This is a genomic window from Ruegeria halocynthiae (assembly GCF_900106805.1).
Taxonomy (GTDB): Bacteria; Pseudomonadota; Alphaproteobacteria; order Rhodobacterales; family Rhodobacteraceae; genus Ruegeria; species Ruegeria halocynthiae.
This window is the reverse complement of sequence record NZ_FNNP01000010.1, coordinates 83738-102807: the sequence shown is the minus strand read 5'-3', so window position 1 is coordinate 102807 and position 19070 is coordinate 83738. Positions and strand designations below refer to the sequence as shown.

The window sequence follows — 19070 nt, the reverse complement described above, 5'->3', positions numbered from 1 at the left end:
CGCGGCCTAGTTGCAATCGCCAAACCATGGCGGAGAAGGCGCGGCGAGTTCGCCACCATACAATTGGCGATGAAGAACCTGAGGCAATACCCATCCCAAGGGCTCACTTACCCTTCCAGACCGGGTCCCGCTTTTCCGCGAAGGCCCGCGCGCCCTCAAGCTGGTCCTCGCTGGAGTAGAGTACATCGACAGTGCGCAGCTGGCGCTTGGTGATGAGGTTCATCGCGTCCTGAAACTTGCGATCTTCGGCTTCGCGCACAACTTCTTTGATCGCGGCATAAACCAGCGGTGGACCGGATGCGAGCAGGCGGGCGAGTTCCCAGGCGCGGTCCAATAGCTGATTGGCAGGGAGGATCTCGTTGATCAGACCCCAGCGGTGGCCTTCTTCGGCGTCGAACCATCGCCCGGTCAACAGCAACTCCATCGCGATGTGATAGGGAATGCGTTTGGGCAGTTTGACGCTGGCCGCATCTGCAACGGTGCCAGAGCGAATTTCGGGCAGCGCAAAGGTCGCGTGTTCGGCGGCCAGGATCATGTCGGCCGAGATCGCCAGCTCCAGCCCGCCGCCACAGGCGATGCCATTGACGGCGGCGATGACTGGCTTGTTCAGGTCGCGCAGTTCTTGCAGGCCACCAAACCCACCCACGCCATAATCCCCGTCCACAGCGTCGCCTTCTGCGGCGGCTTTCAGGTCCCAGCCGGGGCAAAAAAACTTCTCACCAGATCCGGTCAAAATCGCCACACGCAGTTCAGGATCATCGCGAAACTCGGCAAACACCTGACCCATGATGCGGCTGGTGGCCAGGTCAATTGCGTTGGCCTTGGGCCGGTCCAGAGTCACCTCAAGGATTGCGCCGTCGCGGCGAGTCTTGATCGGGTCCATATCTCAGGCCTTTCTGATTAGGGCATCCACTGCAATTGCGCGGGTTGGCGTGCAGAGAAGCGGGTTGATTTCGACCTCGCCGAGTGTATCGGCATGTTGTGTCACATAGCTTTGAACGGCCAGAACAGCAGCGATGATTTCATCCATATCAGCCGCGGGTTGACCGCGATAGCCAGCCAGAAGTGGAGCGATTTTCAACGTGCTGAGTGCCTCGCGAATGTCGTCGGGTGTCGTTGGGATCAGCAGAGAAGTTGTGTCACGCAGTATCTCGGTCAAGACGCCGCCCGCACCAAGTGTTAATACAAACCCATGGGCGGGGTCTCGCACGACGCCGACCAGCAATTCGGCCACGGTTCCCGAGATCATCTCTTCGATCAGGATCTCATCGGTGCCAATCTCTGTGGCAACCTTCACCAGGTCAGTGGCCTGAATTTCCAGTCGCACGGCGGCGTGTTCGGACTTATGCGCAAGACCAACGCCTTTGACAGCGAAAGGCGCCGTCATTTCCTGTGTAGCGCAGCTGATTTCCGCAGCTCCCCGTACCGTTCTGTTTTGTGGAACATGCAAGCCATGTTCAGCCAACGCACACTTGGCGGCTGCTTCAGTTAAAGTTCGTGTGGCTTCCTGATTGCCCGGCAGGCAGATTGGGTCGCGTGAAGGCGCGTTGATCTGACCTGCAGCCCTTGCAGCGGAGAGGGTTTCGCTCAGGCCCATCAAGGGAACCACACCACCCTCCATCAAGGTTTGTGCTACATCTTCTGGCAGCAATTCGGGCAAGGTGGCGGCCACTGCAAAGCGCGCATTGGTATCCTTTCGCACTTTAAGTGCCGCGCGCGTTGCGCAAGCCCAGTCATCCCGGTCGGTGGTGGGGTAGTCGACGATCGAAATGGTCAGATCAATATCGTCTCCAGTCATCCCGGCCCAGGCTTTCGCCATCGCGTTTTCATCGCGCCAGATATAGGTGTGATAGTCGAGCGGATTGTTCAGCGCGACTATCGGACCGAGCGCATCGCGCAATTGCGTTTCCTTGTCCTCACGCAACTTGGGAAAGTTGAGACCCGTGCCCATTGCCATATCTGCGATCAGGCTTGCCTCGCCTCCGGAACAACTGATCGATGCAATGTTGGTTCCTGGCAATGGCCCATAACAGTGTAGCAATTTCAGCGTTTCCAGAAATGCGGGCAGGGAGGCCAGACGCGGGATGCCCAGTCGGTTCAACAATGCTTGCGCGCCTGCATCGTTGCCTGCCAGTGACGCGGTATGTGATACCGTTGCTGCCTGCGCCTGTTCCGACGCACCGACCTTTAGCGCGATCAGGGGAACACCTTTCTCATATGCCTTGGTGGCAAGAGCTTCCCATTCGCGGATATCCTTGAAACCCTCGATATGCAGACCGACCGCTGTGACCCGTGGGTCATCAATCAGCGATGCGGCAATCTCGGCCTGACTGGTCTGTGCCATGTTTCCGCAGGTTACCATATAAGCAATTGGCAGGGCGCGCGCCTGCATGGTCAGGTTGATTGAGATGTTGGAGCTTTGGGTCAGAATGGCGACGCCCTGATCTACCGGCACTGCGCCGTGCTGGTCGGGCCACAACAACGCTCCGTCCAGCGCATTGATAAAGCCGTAACAGTTCGGTCCAAGTATGGGCATGGTATCTGCGGCCTTGATTAACTCAGACTGCAGGTCTCCACCCGTGTCATCCTCGGCCACAGCTTCCGAGAATCCGGATGCAAAGCAAACCGCACCTCCGCTGCCCATTTCGGACAAAACCTGTACCGCCTCAATCGTGGCGTGTCGGTTGATGCCAACAAAAGCCGCGTCTGGGGCGGTGGGCAGGTCTTCAAGTCGCGCATAAGCTCTGTGACCCGCGATTTCAGCCGCCTTAGGGTGAACTGGCCAGATATCTCCGGTATAACCCATACGTTCGGATTGCAGGATAACCTGTTGGCACCACGCGCCACCACCGATCACGGCGATTGAATTCGGATGCAGAAGGCGAGAGATATCCTTGTTCATCTACGCCTCAGGCACCTAGGGGCCGAAGCAAATCGCGGCTGATGATGTGACGTTGGATTTCACTGGTGCCATCCCAGATGCGCTCGACCCGCGCGTCGCGCCAGAACCGTTCGATTGGGAAATCGTCCATCAGGCCCATGCCGCCATAGATTTGCAGCGTGGTATCCGTCACCCGCGCCAGCATTTCTGAGGCGTACACCTTGGCAGATGCAATCTCGCGGTTTGACGGCAGGTTTTCATCCAAACGCCAGGCAGCTGAAAGGGTCAGCCAGTCAGCAGCGTCGATCTCGGTGATCATGTCGGCGATTTGAAAGCTGACGCCCTGAAATTTACCGATCGGTTGACCAAATTGCTTGCGTTCAGCAGCGTAGTTCAGCGCGTAGTCAAAACAGCGTCGCGCCCGTCCGACCGAGAAGGCGGCGACTGTCAGGCGAGTCGCGTAAAGCCATTCGTTCATCACAGCAAAACCGCCATCGACCTCGCCCAGCACCTGTGCGTCGGGCAGGCGGCAATTGTCGAAATACAGGATGTAATTCTTGTACCCTTTGTGGCTGACCGAGTTATACCCCTCGCGCACCTCAAAACCCGGCGTGCCACGATCCACAAGAAAGGTGGTGATGCGTTTTTTGGGACCTTTCGGTGTTTCATCCACTCCTGTTGCGATGAAGACGATGAAGAAATCTGCGTGCTCGGCCCCCGAGATGAAATGTTTAGAGCCATTGACGACCCAGTCGCCTCCATCGCGCGCGGCCTGACATTTCATGCCACGGACGTCGGAGCCTGCATCCGGTTCAGTCATCGCGAGCGCGTCCATCTTCTCGCCGCGCACGGCAGGCAACAGATAGCGTTCACGCTGTTCTTCATTGCATGCCATCAGGATGTTTTGCGGGCGGCCAAAGAAATGGGTCAGGGCCATTGATCCCCGTCCCAACTCGCGCTCGACCAAAGTGAAATCAAGGTGTGACAAACCTGCGCCGCCGACCTCTTCGGGGAAGTTGCAGGCATAAAAGCCCAGATCGATACATTTCTGCTTGATCTGTTCGCCCAACTCTATTGGCACCTGACCGGTCCGTTCGACCTCGGCCTCATACGGATAAATCTCGTTCTCGACAAAGCTGCGCACAGTCGAGACGATCATGTCCTGTTCTTCGGATAAGCCAAATTGCATAACGCGGGTTCCCTTAATGCCTGATTGGGAATGAAACGGCATTGTTTAGGTCTATGACATGCGATAATCGTAAGATATCGTGCAGGATTAGAATAATTTGACTCAGACCTACAACTTCTTGCTGTTCGACGGATTCTCGAACCTGTGCCTTGCCAACATGGTCGAGCCGCTGCGCGCAGCGAATACCTTGGCGGGGCAGCACCTGTATGCCTGGCAGTTCTATTCGCCTGACGGCGCGCCTGTAAAAAGTTCCAGCGGGCTGCAGGTGGCACCTCATGGCGCGATGGGGGCTGCAACGGGCGATGCTCTGATCGTCATGCCGTCTTACGGATTTCTGGAGCATTCCGTTTCCGAAACGCTGCGGGCTTTGCGCCGGGCCGCGAGCCGCCATTCCCGTCTTGCAGGTCTGGATACAGGAAGCTGGTTGCTTGCAGGCGCGGGATTGCTCGAGGGGCACTGCGCCACCATTCACTGGGATGAGATATCGCGGTTCGAAGAAGCCTTTCCGGATGTCGAAGTGGTACAAGAGCGCTTTGTGATCGATCGCAACCGGATCACCTGTTCCGGTGCGATGGCGGCTTATGATCTGGCCACGGCGCTGATCCTCGCGGATCATGGGCCTTTGCTGTCGATGGAAGTGGCTCATCTCTTGATGAACCGGGGCGAACCGAGTGCTGCCTCACCGCGGATGAAGTCCGAAGACAGGTTGGTGAACCGAGTGCTCGCCGTGATGCAGAACACTTTGGACGCTCCGCTATTCATCAAAGAAATCGCGCGTCAGCTTGGATGCTCTCAAAAAACCATTGAAACCCGCGTGCTGGCCGAGTTGGGCATAACTCCGCAGGCGCTCTATCGTCGATTGCGTCTGATTCTGGCGCGTAAACTGGCAATCGAGACCCAACAGTCCGTCGCCGAAATTGCCAGCCGCTGTGGCTACGAAAACCCCAGCGCCATGACGCGGGCGTTTCGGGCTCAGTTTGGGCAAACGCCGACGGCGTATCGCAGTAAAAACTAGCCGCGCACGTGTGACAGGTCCGGGTCATAAGGGGAAGGTGCGATCACTTCGGCTTCGACTATTTCGCCACACAGATCGAGCTGCATCTTGCTGCCGGGGATGGAAAGTTCAGGGTCCACAAAACCATAGGCGAGGTTCATCCCTGTCCGGTGGCCCCATTCCCCTGACGTGATCGTGCCAACGACTTTGCCCCCCAACATCAACGAAGCACCACCATGGGCAGGCGCTTTGATCGTATCTATTTTTAAGCTCACCAACTTTTTCTGCGGACCGCTTTCATGGCGTTTTATCAAAGCGTTCCGGCCAACGAAATCACCCTTGTCCAGTTTTACAAACCGGTTCAAACTTGTTTCGAATGGGTCAAACTCTGTGATCAGGTCGGCTTTCCAGTGCAAGAACCCTTTCTCCATCCGCATGGACTCGACGGCGCGGGCACCAAACATGGTCATATCATGATTTTCACCCGCCTTTCGCAGCGCCAGATAAGCAGCATACAGTGAGGCATTTGGGACATGAATCTCGTAAGCCAGTTCCCCTGAGAAGCTGATATTCAAAACAGTTGCTGGCGCAAAGCCGACAAAGCATTCACGAACCGAGAGCCATGGAAACGCTTCTCGCGACCAGTCACCACGGGCGCTGGCTGACAGTATGTCGCGCGATTTGGGTCCGGCCAGAACCAGTATGGTTTGATCATTGGTGAGTGAGCGGATGTGCACGTCCTCGTCGTCGCGCAGATGTGCCTGCAGCCAGTCCATATCGTGATATTCGCTGGCAGCGGCGGATCCATACCAGGCCCGTGCCGGGCCGCGATCACTGGCAGGCAGGTTGGCAATGGTGGCCTCAGCTTTGACCATGCCGTGATGGTTCAGCAGATAGCCAAGGCCGACACGCCCGTCACGTTTTGTCACCGTGCCGCACATCATCCGATCCAGAAAACTATGTCGATCGGGTCCCGTGATTTCCAGTCGGTTGAATCCGCTGACTTCGGCCAATCCGACGTTGTGTTGCAGGTTTTTGACCTCTGCCGCAACGACGTCAAAGGTTTCATCAAGACTGAATCTCAAAGAGGGGTGAAAGTCTGGTGTGGGTTTGATGTAATCGACCCTCTCCCAGCCGTTGACAACCATGAATTCGGCCCCTTCAGCAGCGAGAATTGGGGTCAGCGGTGTTGTTTTGGCCGGGCGACCTGCGGGTCGGTGTTCGTGTGGAAAGTGAAAGCGAAATTCATTCTGGTAGTCTTCTATGGATTTCAGCGCGGTCAGTTCTACATTGGCGTGGCCGGTAAATCGGCGCGGATCAAGGCACCAGGTATCGTAGCAGGCCTCGCCATGAACGATCTGTTGCGCCAGCAGCCAACCGTGGCCACCACCTTCGCCTAGTCCTGCGCGCAGACCAATGATGCAAAAGGCGTTGCGCCTGCCTGGGATCGGTCCGACCAATGGTGCGCCGTCAATTGTGTATGTAATCGGGCCATTTACAATGGTGTGGATCCCGACCTCCATCAGCGCAGGCATACGTGCAAAAGCACCCTCCAACACATTGGTCACACGGTCCAGATCGTCAGGACAGAGCGCGTTGACAAAGTTCGGATCAATCCCGTCCATTCCCCAGGTTTTACAATCCTGCTCATAGAACCCAACCAGCAAGCCGTTCTTTTCCTGCCGACAATAATAGTCGCTGATCGGGCAACGGAGCAGGGGCATCCTGTGGCTTGCTTCGCGGATTGCTGCGATTTCTTCGGTCAGAAAGTACTGATGCTCCATCGAGGCAACGGGGTGATGTACACCCATCATCCCGCCCACTTCGTTGACTCGATAGCCGCAAGCGTTGACCACGATATCGCAGTCAATGTCGCCATGTTCCGTGTGAACCGTCCAAGTGTCATCTTTGTGCTGAGTTAGCCCGGTTACCGGAGTATTCCGATAAACCTCCGCCCCGGCTTTGCGTGCGCGTCGGGCCAATGCCTGGCACAGCTGAGCCGGATCAATGTCGCCATCCAACGGATCCCAAAGCCCACCCAACAGATTATCGGTTGAAATCAATGGGTGTCGGCGGGCGCATTCTTCGGCATCGATGATCTCAAAATGTACGTCCATTCCACGCGCCATTGATGCGAAATGGTGATACCCCTGCATCTGCTCCGGCGTATTGGCAAGCCTGATACCGCCGTCACCGTGATGGTAGTTGATCGGATAGTCAGGATCTTCTGCCAGTTCCTTGTACAGGTTGATCGAATGGGTCTTCAGCCCGACCATAGTCTGGTTCATGCCGAAATTGGTCACCTGCGCCGCCGAATGCCAGGTTGTGCCGCTGGTCAGTTCATTCCGCTCGACCAGCACAACATCGGTCCAACCCTCACGCGTCAGATGATACAGTGTCGAACAACCGGCAATACCGCCGCCAATGACGACTACCTTGGTGCGTGATTTCATGTCGGAACCCCTCTGGCTCGTTTTGCGGGATTAGTCCGTTCTGTCAGGCGGTTCACAAGGGGCGGAGTGATGTTGCAGAGAAAATCGAAAATAAAAACTCAATAAATCTCAAAAAGCCGAATGCGATTGAAACGGGCAACTGGCGTTCTGTTGAATTGATGAACATGATGCTGTTGGAGGATCACGCATGGCTGCGCCAAAGGCGAAACGGTCCGGCCGAAAGGGACGAGTTGCGCAGCGGGCTGAGAAGCCCGCGCTAGATCCTTGTCCGCCGGGTCAGCCAGGAGGCGCTTATAAGCCCCTGACCAGGGTCGAGCTTGAACGGATTTATTACACGGCACTTGACCTTCTTGAAAAGCTTGGGATCGGTGAAGTTCCGGATCGTTTGCAGACCGATCTGTTGGCGGTTGGGGCAAAAGAAAACGGGAAGGGTCGGATACTTTTTCCGCCTCAGTTGGTTGAACAGGCGATTGATCAGGCTGCCAAGACCTTTGTTCTGCACGGGCGTGATCAGACCCGATCCATCGAAGTTGGCGGCAACCGCGTCTACTTTGGCACTGGCGGGGCAGCGGTTCAGACGCTTGATCTGCACAGCGGCCACTATCGGCCTTCGACCTTGCAGGACCTGCATGATTTTACGCGCCTTCAGGACGTTCTTCCAAACGTCAGCTGGTTTACCCGCTGTTGTGTCGCAACCGATGTGGTGGAAACCTTCGATTTGGATGTGAACACGGTTTATGCGCTGCTGAAGAACACCACGAAGCCCACCGCGACCTCATTCACATTGGCCGAACATGTTGCGCCGATTGTCGAGATGCTGGATATCGCAGCCGGCGGTCCCGGGGAATTTGCAAAACGCCCGTTCATGAAGGCGCATATCAGCCCCATGATCTCGCCGATGCGATACGGTGAGGATGCGGTGGACGTGGTCTATGCTTGCATTGAGCATAATATCCCGATTTCGTGCATCACCGCGGCGCAGGCCGGGGCGACCGCGCCAGCAACCTTGGCCGGTTTTCTGGCGCAATCATTGGCAGAAACACTGGCCAGTTTGGTGATGGTTCATTCGATCCAGCCCGGCTTCCCGATGGTTTTTTCGAATTGGCCTCTGGTCATTGACCTTCGGACCGGCGCTTTCTCAGGCGGCAGCGGAGAGACGGCAGTACTGAATGCAGCCTCGGCCCAGTTGTCCAATTGGCTTGGGCTGCCCTCGGGCGTGGCTTGTTCCATGACTGATGCCAAGGCGATTGACGCTCAATATGGGATGGAAAAGGGCCTGACCTCAATTGCAGCGGCGTTGGCAGGGGGCAATCTGATCTACGAAAGCTCGGGCATGACAGCCTCGTTGCTGGGTGTGAGCTTTGAGGCGTTTGTATTGGATGATGAGATGCACTCGCACACCTACCGCGCCTTAAGGGGCATTGAGGTAACAGATGAGAATCTGGGCTTTGAGGCCATTTGCGAAGCGGTGCTGGGCGAGGGACATTTTCTGGGCGGACAACATACGTTTGCCGCCATGGAACGAGACTATTTTTACCCTTCGCTTGCGGACCGGGACGAGCCCCGGACATGGGCAGATAACGGTGCGCAAGATGCGTGGGCCCGGGCGCGTCATCGCGCGCAAGAGATATTGCGGACCCACTCCCCAAGTTACTTGTCACCCGAGCAGGATGGGCAAATCCGGGACCGATTCAATATCCTTTGAAGGCTTTGGGCGATTTTCACTCGACCAGTTTGAAACTGTTTGCCAGCCAAGGAATGTCTGCGTGCAGCGGGGCGATGATACGGTCTCTGATCAGAGACCGTGTTTTGGCATCAACCAGTTCAATGACGGATCTTGAACAATCCGGCGTCGCAACCAGTGCCAAAGTGCGAGCAAAGCTTTTGCCCGGAAATGGGTGCATACGCAGCTTGGGTTGAAACCGTTTTGCCCGAGAATACAACAGCGGGGTCGTGATGGTCCAACCCGCCCCGGCTGATACCATCGACATCAGCGTCTGATTGTTGCTGCATTCGAATCTGTGCGACGCTGAAATTCCCATCCGCCGCAGTTGGGATTCGATCTGGCGCGCAATGATCAGGTTGCTGGAATAACGCAGAAACGGCAGTTTGGTGCGGCCTTCCACAATATCTCCCAGAGTGTCGTCATTCACCTTAGGCAGAACGATGACAAATGGATCGCGCAGAAGGGGGCGATCTTGAAGGTCACTCATGCGTTCGCTGGGGGTAGTGGAAATCCCCAGATCCAACTGCCGGTCGCGCAGCATGTCGATAATCGCGTGGCTGGAATCTGTGTGATACATGAAATCGCAGGCGGGCATGTTTGCGAACAGGTAAACGGCAAGCTCCGGAATGATGTCGCTGTCGAAATCTTCGATTGTGCCAAAGCGCAGATAGCTGGCCTCGGTAATGCTACCGGCAGACGCTTCGGCCTTTGCCTTTCGGATCAGCTGTAGCGCATCGTCGATATTGCGCAGGAAAGTTCGGCCTTTCGGGGTCAATACCATCGGTCTGCGGGTGTGATTGAACAGTTCAACGCCCAGATGGTCTTCGAGATTGCGCAGGTGATGGGACACAGTGCTGATCGTTAGACCGGTTTCCTTTGCGGCCACCTGCAGTGAACCTTTCTGCGCACAGATTTGAAACAGTTCCAGCCATTTGAGGCTGAAGTCCTTCGGAGCAGGCTGACGCGGCATTCCGGTTCTTTCGTAAGATCAGGGCGTTTACTGCCAATTTATGCAGATGCTGAAAGTTTTGATATCAGAATCTCGAAATCGCAGGCGCCACTATCAACCATTCAGATTTCAGAATTCTCCAGAAAGCCGCGCGCGGTTTGTGCGGCATCTGCGATATGGTTTTTCACCGCTTGCCGGGCTTTGACAGGATCACCGCTGAGGATGGCGTCATGGATCGCGGTCATATGACTCATCCCGGACCGCTCTCGATCACGAGCCGCAAGGGTCAGCGCCCGAAGGCGGCTGATCCGACCATTCAATCGTTGTACGATATCCCAGGCGATGCTGTGCCCGGCCTGCAAAAACATCAATTCATAGAAGCGGGTCGTGGCCTGCAGCAGGTTCGACCATTCGGTATCGTTCTGCGCCGCGCCAACCGCTTTCAGGGCCCGACCCAGATCTTTCTCGAACCCTTTCCTGTGCGCTTGTGCGCAGGCCGCAGCTGAAGCGCCTTCAAGTTGCACACGGATGTCATAGATCTGCCGTGCCTGATCCCAACTGAGGGTCGAGACGATTGGCCCACGGTTGGGGATAATCTCAACCAAACCTTCGGCTTCCAGAAATCGGATCGTCTCGCGGATGACGGTACGGCTGACACCCAACTGATCACAGAGCGGGCGTTCAACAAGGCGCTCACCGGGGGCGAAACGCCCGTCGATGATCGCTTCGCGCAGGCGGGCCTGCACGATATCCCGCAAGGTTTGCGGGGCTTTTTCTATCTTCTGAAGGGTGGGGTCAGTGTTCGTCATCAACGCTTTCATATCTGCGGCAGGGGTCAGGAACAAGTATGATTGACATATGGTATGATGGTATACCATATTCTCATCCAAAGGTCTGCCAAAGGAATCGCCATGCCCGCCGAAATTCGAAAAACGCTTTTGTATGTCGAAGACACGTTGATCGAGGGTGGCAAAGTGGCAGAAACTCCGCTGAAGCTGATTGCTGCCATGGCCGTCATTCGTAATCCGTGGGCCGATGAGGGTTTTGTCGAGGATCTCGGCCCTGCAATCCGCGATTGCGCCCCGGGTCTGGGGGAGCTGCTGACCAGAATGATTTTAGACGCAGCAGGTGGCGGCGATCGGGTTGAGGCCTATGGCAAGTCTGCGATTGTGGGCTTGAACGGAGAGATCGAGCATGGGTCAGCCCTGATCCACACGCTGCATTTTGGGAATCACTACCGCAAAGCGGTCGGGGCTAAATCCTACCTTTCCTTCTGCAATACGCGCGGCCCGGCCAATGCGCCGCTGCTGATCCCGTTGATGGACAAGCACGATGGCGGCCGTCGGTCTCACTATCTTACGATTCAGACCTCGGTAGCGGATGCACCTGCGGCGGATGAGATTTTGATTGCCTTGGGGGCTTCGATCGGCGGGCGCCCGCATCACCGGATCGGGGATCGCTATCAGGACATCAAGGAACTTGGCCATGACGTTGACAACCCTGCAGCTGTCTAACTCCGGCCAGTCTGTCGCGTTCAGGGAGGCGGGGAAGGGGCAACCCGTCCTTCTGATTCATGGCGTTGGTATGCAATCTGCGGCCTGGGGGCCTCAGTTCGACGCGCTGAGCACGCATTGCCGAGTGATCGCCGTTGATCTGCCTGGGCATGGAGGCAGTGACCGTCTGCCATCAAGCAGTCAATTGTCTGATTTTGTTGTTTGGTTGCACGATGTTGTCAGCGCGTTGAACTTGGGTTCAGTTGCAATCATTGGGCATTCAATGGGGGCGCTGATTGCCGCTGGTTTTGCGGTGGAATACCCCAATGAAACCAGTCGAGTTGCCCTGTTGAACGGCGTCTATTGTCGCGATGCGTCATCCCGTGCTGCAGTCATCAAACGGGCCGTTGATATCAGCGCAGGCAGAGTTGATTTGGAAACGCCGCTGTCACGCTGGTTTGGTGACGGTCCAGGTGATCAAACTGCCCGCGCACAGGTTGCAGTGTGGCTTGGGTCTGTTGATCAGGAAGGTTATGCCGTTGCCTACTCTGCATTTGCGCAGGGCGATGCCGCCTATGCCGATAAGATGAGCCGAATTTCGTGCCCGTTTCTTGCGCTCACCGGTGACGGAGATCCGAATTCCACCCCGGCGATGTCAGAAGCAATGGTCGCTGCAGTTCAGAACGGGCGGGCCGTTGTGATCCAGGGCCACCGACATATGGTGAACCTCACCGCACCTGATACCGTTACAGAGCATCTGGTCGAATGGCTTGGCCAGTCTGCCGAAGAAAGGATTGCGCAATGACCTCGCTTGATCCCCGCGCGTTGCGCAACGCGTTCGGAACCTTCATGACTGGCGTCACCGTGGTGACGTCGAATGATGCCAATGGTCACCCGCTCGGGTTTACCGCGAACTCGTTCACATCTGTATCGCTAGATCCTCCGCTTGTGCTGGTTTGCCTCGCCAACAGTTCAACAAACTATGAATCGTTGATTGCAGCTGACGGCTTTGCCGTGAGCATCCTTTCGGAAACGCAGACCGAGGTATCCAACACATTCGCCCGTCCCGTCGATGACCGGTTTGCCCATGTGGAATGGCGTCTCGGGCCCGTCGGATCGCCGCTGATCGAAGGTGCTTCGGCTTGGTTTGATTGCGCTATGCACAAGATCGTCGACGCAGGGGATCACGTGATCCTGATCGGAGAGGTCAAAGCCTTCGACAATACTCCGGCACCAGGTCTAGGGTATGTCCGGGGTGCCTATGTAACACCATCAACCACCGCCGGAGCTTTGACACAGGACACCGGCATTATCGTCTCGGCCCTGATCGAGCGCGCAGGCCAGGTGCTACTGGTCGATGCCGGTGACGGCGCGCTTGCACCGCCAGAGGCAGTTGTTGGATCAGAGGGTGTGTCGGCCGCGTTGGACAAGCTTATCGAAGCCACCGGACTGACCGCAAAGCCGGGCTTTGTCTATTCGGTTTACGAGGATGCAGATCGCAAACGGCAGCACATAGCATTTCTGTGTCAGGCGGCCGATGAAGGGCCGCAGAAGGGCACATTCGTCCCATTGGATGACGCATCCTTCGGTACGGTAACCGACGCGGCGACCCGAACAATGCTGGAACGATTGTCCGAAGAATCCCGATTAGGAGATTTCGGCATCTATTACGGCGATCAGATCAGCGGCGAGGTTCGCCCCATCACACGAGAAGGTCTCTGACATGCGCTTTTCGCTTTTCGTTCATATGGAACGCACCTCACCGGATCAGGACCAGCAGGAGCTTTATGAGAACTTTATCGCGCTTGCCAAAATCGCGGACGAGGGCGGTATGTATGCGGTCTGGACGGGCGAGCATCACGGGATGGATTTCACCATTTCACCAAACCCATTTCTGAATTTGATCGATCTGGCACGCCAGACCCGTAATGTGCGTTTGGGAACCGGTACGGTCATCGCGCCGTTCTGGCACCCGATCCGACTGGCCGGAGAGGCGGCCATGACCGACATGATCACGAATGGCCGACTGGATCTGGGCATTGCGCGCGGGGCTTATAGCTATGAATATGAGCGGATGGTGCCAGGGCTGGATGCTTGGGAGGCGGGCCAGCGTATGCGCGAAATCGTACCAGCCTTGCGCGGTCTGTGGGAAGGTGACTATGCGCTTGACGGAGAGTTCCATTCCTTTCCGGCTACCACGTCCTCGCCTAAACCTCTGCAACAAAACGGCCCACCGATCTGGGTCGCCGCGCGCGATCCCAACAGTCATGAGTTTGCAGTATCAAATGGCTGCCACGTTCAGGTCACGCCTCTGTGGCAGGGAGATGAAGAGATCACCAGACTGATGGATACGTTCAACGCCGCCTGCGCAAAGTTCCCTGATGTCCCACGCCCCGAAATCATGCTGTTGAATCATACCTATATTGCCTCGGACGAGGCGGATGCCCGCCGTGCGGCGGAAGAGATCAACCGCTTTTATTGCTACTTTGGTGCATGGTTCAAAAACGAACGCCCTGTTTCGCAGGGCTTGATCCAAACGCTGAGTGACGACGACATCGCCAACCATCCATTCTATTCGCCCGAGGCGATGATCCGGGATAACGTGATAGGTACACCCGACAGGGCGATTGAACGGATCAAGGGCTATCGCGATCTTGGATATGACGAGTATTCATTGTGGATCGACAGCGGGATGAGCTTTGAGCGCAAGAAAGCTTCGCTTGAGCGTTTCATCGCGGATGTCATGCCAGCCTTCGCCTGAGGAGAGACAATGCGGCAGTTTCAACATTATATCGGTGGTACGTTTTCAGATGGCGCCACGCAGTTCGACAGCCGTGATCCTGCGACAGGCGCCGTATGGGCGAAGATGCCCGAAGCCAGAGCAATCGATGTGAACGCCGCGGTTAAGGCAGCGCGCACCGCGCTGCTGGCACCCGATTGGGCAAACATGACGGCGACCATGCGCGGCAAACTGTTGTACCGGTTGGCTGATCTGGTTGCAGAAAATGCTCACTCCCTGGCCGAGCTTGAAACGCGCGATACCGGCAAGATCATCCGCGAAACATCGGCTCAGATTGCCTATGTCGCGGACTATTACCGATACTATGCCGGATTGGCGGACAAGATCGAAGGGGCACACCTGCCGATCGACAAGCCGGATATGGAAGTGTGGTTGCGCCGCGAGCCGGTTGGTGTGGTGGCTGCTGTGGTGCCTTGGAATTCGCAACTGTTTCTGTCGGCGGTCAAGATTGGCCCCGCGCTCGCCGCGGGCTGCACGGTTGTCCTGAAGGCATCCGAGGATGGTCCGGCCCCGATGCTGGAATTTGCAAGTATCTTCGACCAGGCGGGCTTTCCGCCCGGAGTTCTGAACATCGTCACCGGGTTCGGGCCGGAATGTGGCGCGGTTCTGACCAGCCACCCGGAAGTCGATCATGTCGCCTTCACGGGCGGCCCTGACACAGCGCGCCATATTGTGCGAAACTCGGCCGAGAACCTTGCATCAACCTCGCTGGAATTGGGCGGGAAATCCCCGTTCATCGTATTCGATGATGCCGACATCGAAAGCGCCGTGAATGCTCAGGTCTCGGGCATCTTTGCCGCGACCGGGCAAAGCTGCGTGGCGGGATCTCGGCTGGTGATCGCTGACAAGATCAAGGATGAATTCCTGACCCGTCTCATAGAAAAAGCGAATGAAATCGTTATTGGGGCACCTGACGATCCACAAACCGAGGTTGGCCCCCTTTGCACGCAGGCCCAGCTTGCGGCGGCCACCGAACTGGTTTCTGACTCTATTGTTGCCGGGGCGACCGTGCTTGCAGGTGGACAACCTCTGGATCGTGACGGAAACTATTTCCCACCTACGATTATCGATTGTTCCAAGGCACCGAACGCCCCGTGTCTGACGCGCGAAGCCTTTGGCCCGATCCTCTCGGTCGTCAGCTTCGAGACTGAGGCGCAGGCGGTTCAAATCGCGAATGACACGGCGTTTGGTTTGGCGTCGGGTGTATTCACCAAAGACCTGACCCGCGCACATCGGATGATCCGGAACCTGAAGGCGGGCATTGTCTGGGTAAACACCTATCGGGCCGTCAGTCCGATCGCCCCTTTCGGCGGCCATGGATTGTCAGGCCACGGGCGCGAAGGGGGCCTGCAGGCGGCGCTTGATTACACGCGGGTCAAGTCGGTTTGGTTGCGCACCAGTGACGACCCGATCCCCGACCCGTTTGTGATGCGTTAAAGAATTTCGCAACATCGGCGGCAAATTCTTCCTTTGGCCCTAATGCTGTAGGGCAACATTGAAGCCTTAGGGCCTAGTCCTGTCACACTGAGATCAACCGCATCTCTGCCGCCCTCGCGTGACCTTCCATACCTTCCATACGGCTGATCCTTGCTGTGCGTTGGGCCAGTTCATGCGAGGTCTGGGGCGTGCAGCGCTGCCAAGTCACTGTTTTGGTGAACTTGTGTACAGATAGCCCGCCGGTGTATCGCGCGGCACCGCTGGTGGGCAGAACGTGGTTGGGCCCGGATGTCTTGTCGCCGAAGGGCACCGTCGTCTCGGCGCCCAGAAACAGTGATCCATAGGCAGTCAGCCGGTTCAGCCACCAATCCAGATCCTCGGCGATCACCTGCAGATGCTCGGGTGCGTATTCGTCGGCCACCTTTGCAGCTTCTTCGCGGGTGTCACACAGAATGACTTCAGCCCGGTCGCGCCAAGCCGTGCGGGCTGCGGCGGCATTCGGCTCGGGGAGGGTATCGATTAGCGTGTCAGCCCGCGCAATGACACCTTGGGCAAGTGCTTTATCAGTGCAAACCAGCCAAACCGGGCTGTCGACTCCATGCTCCGCCTGGCTGACCAGATCCCAGGCGACGGTTTCGACCGAAGCGGTGTGATCTGCGATGACAAGAGAATCCGTGGGTCCGGCAAACATATCGATGCCAACTTTCCCGAACAACATGCGCTTGGCCTCAGCGACATAGGAGTTTCCGGGGCCAACGAGAATGTCGGCGGGCCGCGCGCCAAACAAACCATGCGCCATCGCTGCAATCCCCTGAACACCACCCAGATTCAGGATCAGGTCTGCACCGCTGAGATCCATCGCAAAGATGATGGCGTCGGGGATGCCCAGGCCCGGACGTGGCGGCGAGACAGCGGTTATATGAGGAACACCGGCCACTTTAGCCGTAGTAATAGTCATCAATGCACTTGCGATGTGGCTGTATCGTCCACCGGGAACGTAACACCCCGCACTAGAGATTGGGATCTGCCTCTGACCGGCAATCAGGCCCGGCATCACTTCGATTTCGCATTCGCTGATCGTCGACATCTGCGCTTCGGCAAAGCGACGAATATTGGCATGTGCAAAGCGGATATCGTCTTTGATCTGTTCAGGCACACGATCACAGGCGGCTTTACGTTCGTCATCGGATAGAACAAAATTTCCGGTCCAGCCATCGAGCTTTTCCGCATAGCGTCGAACGGCGTCCTCGCCCTCACGCGCGATGTTGGAAAGCATGATTGCCACGATATCGTGGATATCCGAGTTTTCTGCATCGGGGCGGGGCAGGGCGGTTTTAAGATAGGTGACGGCCATGGGGAACCTCAACGCGTCAGACTGTGGGAGTGAATGGCGTCAGCCAGAACCTCAACCGTGTCGATGATCGGAACGGTTTGGGGTAAATCGTGGGTGAGCAGAGAGAACTCGGAACAGGCCACAAACAAAAGCGCCGCGCCCTGATCCGAAAGATCCCTGGCAGCAGCAGACAAGGTTTCAAACGCGTCGTCGGTTGGTCCATCTGCCTTGATCCGACGGATGGTGCCGAGCATCTGATCTTCATCTTCGGGCCAAAGCGCCGTAAATTCAGCGCGCTTCAGCGGTACATCAAAAACGCCTACCTTTCGCAGGGCTGGTGAGGCGAGGATTCCGACCCGGCTGCCCGAAGGCAGGTGCTTGGCGGCGGCCTCCACCGACAAGTCGACCATGTTCAGAAACGGGATCGAGACGGCCTGTTCAATCTGCGCGGCATAGTGATGTGCCGTGTTGCAGGGCATCGCCAGAGCGGTTGCCCCCGATCGTTCCAATCCGCGCGCCATGTCGGCCAAAACCGGCCCCGGATCAGCGCCACAGCCTTCAATCAAATGCGCGATGCGAGACGGCACCTGCGGGTTCATATCAATCAGCAATGGCAGGTGATCGGCGTCATCCGTGGCCTGCACCGTGGCCAGTACACGCTGCTGCAACAGGATTGTCGCCTCGGGGCCCATTCCGCCCAATATGCCGGTAACGCGCGGTTTCATGTAAGAACCCTGTGTGCTGGCGCCCATCGCCGAGTCTTATAGATTGACCCAGCGATCGGCGTGATCGAAGGCGAAATCATAGCCGAACAGGCCAACCGAACCCCCGGTATGGAGAAACACAACGCGTTCATCTTTAAACGTGCCTTTGCGCGCCAGATCTATCAGACCAGCGGCACCTTTTGCGGAATAAACGGGATCGAGCAGAATACCTTCGAGCTCGGCAAACATGCGGATCGCCTCGATGCCACTTTCGGTAGGCAGACCATAACCCTCGCCTACGTAATCGGTATTGGCCATCACGTCTTCTCGCTGAACCACGCCCGGACAGCCAAGTTTCTCGGCGGTTTTACAGGCCAGATCATAGACCATCTGCTCTTGCTTGGGTTGTGGCGCACGGGTGCCAATACCGAGCACGGGAATACCTGTGTTCATGGCGCATAATCCAGTGACCAGCCCAGCTTGAGTACCTGAAGAACCGGTGGCATGAACCACGCGGTCGATTTTCAGGTTTGCGTTATTGGCCTGGCAGACAAGCTCTAATGCGCAGTTAACGTAACCAAGCGCCCCGGTTGGGTTCGAGCCTCCACCGGGGATGACATAGACGGTGTGCCCGTCGTCCCGCTTCTTCTGAGCGGCACGCTCCATTTCGGCTGGCATGTCGTGGCCGCCGGGAAACTTCTCGGTCGTCGCGCCGTGCAAGTGGTCCAGCAAAACGTTGCCGTTATTGTTGTAATTGGCGTTGTTGTAGCTGGTTCGGTCTTCCAACAGGACGTGACACTTCAGACCCAGCCGGGCGGCGAAAGCAGCTGTTTGGCGCGCATGGTTTGATTGGGTTGCGCCTTGTGTCATCACCATGTCGGCACCCTGATCCAAAGCTTCACCAAACAGAAACTCGAGTTTGCGAGTCTTGTTGCCGCCCGTTGACATACCGGTGCAGTCGTCGCGTTTGATCCACAGATCGATACCCAGTGCCTCGGACAGGCGATCCATCCGTTCAAGCGGAGTCGGCAGATGGGCGAGGAAAACACGGGGGAATCGAGAAAGATGCATCAAGCTGTCCTGATCAAGACCCGGCAAACGGTTCAGAACC

16 protein-coding genes are annotated in these 19070 nt (G+C 56.9%); 7 read left to right on the top strand and 9 right to left on the bottom strand.

Features of this window, described 5'->3' with window-relative positions:
* Positions 1-103: 103 nt before the first annotated feature.
* The 3 genes from BLU89_RS18235 to BLU89_RS18225 are packed head-to-tail and all read right to left on the bottom strand — an operon-like array spanning position 104 to position 4070.
* The gene (locus BLU89_RS18235; protein ID WP_074738703.1) at positions 104-883 is read right to left on the bottom strand and encodes a carnitinyl-CoA dehydratase; all 780 of its coding nucleotides are present in this window, start codon (positions 881-883) and stop codon (positions 104-106) included.
* Between the two features lie 3 nt (positions 884-886).
* Positions 887-2902 carry an acetate--CoA ligase family protein gene (locus BLU89_RS18230; RefSeq protein ID WP_074738701.1) on the bottom strand — a complete coding sequence of 672 codons (2016 nt, stop codon included), beginning with the start codon at positions 2900-2902 and terminating at the stop codon, positions 887-889.
* A gap of 7 nt (positions 2903-2909) precedes the next feature.
* Complete coding sequence (locus BLU89_RS18225; protein WP_074738699.1) at positions 2910-4070, bottom strand: acyl-CoA dehydrogenase family protein; 1161 nt, start codon at positions 4068-4070, stop codon at positions 2910-2912.
* A 97-nt stretch (positions 4071-4167) separates the two neighbouring features.
* Here BLU89_RS18225 and BLU89_RS18220 point away from each other — a divergent pair, with 97 nt between their 5' ends.
* The gene (locus BLU89_RS18220) at positions 4168-5085 is read left to right on the top strand and encodes a GlxA family transcriptional regulator (protein ID WP_074738697.1); all 918 of its coding nucleotides are present in this window, start codon (positions 4168-4170) and stop codon (positions 5083-5085) included.
* Here BLU89_RS18220 and BLU89_RS18215 read toward each other — a convergent pair.
* The gene (locus tag BLU89_RS18215) at positions 5082-7517 is read right to left on the bottom strand and encodes a GcvT family protein (RefSeq protein ID WP_074738695.1); all 2436 of its coding nucleotides are present in this window, start codon (positions 7515-7517) and stop codon (positions 5082-5084) included. The genes BLU89_RS18220 and BLU89_RS18215 overlap by 4 nt on opposite strands.
* A 187-nt stretch (positions 7518-7704) precedes the next feature.
* On the opposite strand from BLU89_RS18215, the gene BLU89_RS18210 reads away from it, so the two are divergent.
* Positions 7705-9222 (top strand): trimethylamine methyltransferase family protein, encoded by a 1518-nt coding sequence (locus BLU89_RS18210; RefSeq protein ID WP_074738693.1) that lies wholly within the window; start codon positions 7705-7707, stop codon positions 9220-9222.
* A 16-nt stretch (positions 9223-9238) separates the two neighbouring features.
* Here BLU89_RS18210 and BLU89_RS18205 read toward each other — a convergent pair whose 3' ends face one another.
* Positions 9239-10213 (bottom strand): LysR family transcriptional regulator, encoded by a 975-nt coding sequence (locus tag BLU89_RS18205; protein WP_074738691.1) that lies wholly within the window; start codon positions 10211-10213, stop codon positions 9239-9241.
* A gap of 101 nt (positions 10214-10314) precedes the next feature.
* Entirely contained in the window at positions 10315-11001 is a 687-nt protein-coding gene (locus tag BLU89_RS18200; RefSeq protein WP_074738730.1) for a GntR family transcriptional regulator, read from the bottom strand.
* Between the two features lie 102 nt (positions 11002-11103).
* On the opposite strand from BLU89_RS18200, the gene BLU89_RS18195 reads away from it, so the two are divergent.
* From BLU89_RS18195 to BLU89_RS18175, 5 genes are read left to right on the top strand one after another with little or no spacing between them, the layout of a single operon-like run.
* Complete coding sequence (locus BLU89_RS18195) at positions 11104-11706, top strand: amino acid synthesis family protein (RefSeq protein WP_074738728.1); 603 nt, start codon at positions 11104-11106, stop codon at positions 11704-11706.
* The gene (locus BLU89_RS18190) at positions 11678-12490 is read left to right on the top strand and encodes an alpha/beta fold hydrolase (RefSeq protein ID WP_074738689.1); all 813 of its coding nucleotides are present in this window, start codon (positions 11678-11680) and stop codon (positions 12488-12490) included. Before BLU89_RS18195 ends, BLU89_RS18190 begins: the two co-directional genes overlap by 29 nt.
* On the top strand, positions 12487-13407 hold the full coding sequence (locus BLU89_RS18185; protein WP_074738687.1) for a flavin reductase: 921 nt from the start codon (positions 12487-12489) through the stop codon (positions 13405-13407). The genes BLU89_RS18190 and BLU89_RS18185 overlap by 4 nt, the downstream gene beginning before the upstream one ends.
* 1 nt (position 13408) lies before the next feature.
* A complete protein-coding gene (locus tag BLU89_RS18180; RefSeq protein ID WP_074738685.1) occupies positions 13409-14446 on the top strand; it encodes an LLM class flavin-dependent oxidoreductase in 1038 nt (345 codons plus the stop codon).
* Between the two features lie 9 nt (positions 14447-14455).
* The gene (locus BLU89_RS18175; RefSeq protein ID WP_074738683.1) at positions 14456-15922 is read left to right on the top strand and encodes an aldehyde dehydrogenase; all 1467 of its coding nucleotides are present in this window, start codon (positions 14456-14458) and stop codon (positions 15920-15922) included.
* An 82-nt stretch (positions 15923-16004) separates the two neighbouring features.
* On the opposite strand, the gene hisD is transcribed toward BLU89_RS18175, so the two are convergent.
* From hisD to cuyA, 3 genes are read right to left on the bottom strand one after another with little or no spacing between them, the layout of a single operon-like run.
* Positions 16005-17276 carry a histidinol dehydrogenase gene (gene hisD / locus BLU89_RS18170; RefSeq protein ID WP_074738681.1) on the bottom strand — a complete coding sequence of 424 codons (1272 nt, stop codon included), beginning with the start codon at positions 17274-17276 and terminating at the stop codon, positions 16005-16007.
* A gap of 8 nt (positions 17277-17284) precedes the next feature.
* Positions 17285-17980, bottom strand: a complete 696-nt coding sequence (cuyB, locus tag BLU89_RS18165) for a cysteate racemase (RefSeq protein ID WP_074738726.1) — start codon at positions 17978-17980, stop codon at positions 17285-17287.
* A 36-nt stretch (positions 17981-18016) separates the two neighbouring features.
* Positions 18017-19030, bottom strand: a complete 1014-nt coding sequence (gene cuyA / locus BLU89_RS18160; protein WP_074738679.1) for a D-cysteate sulfo-lyase — start codon at positions 19028-19030, stop codon at positions 18017-18019.
* Between the last annotated feature and the right edge of the window lie 40 nt (positions 19031-19070).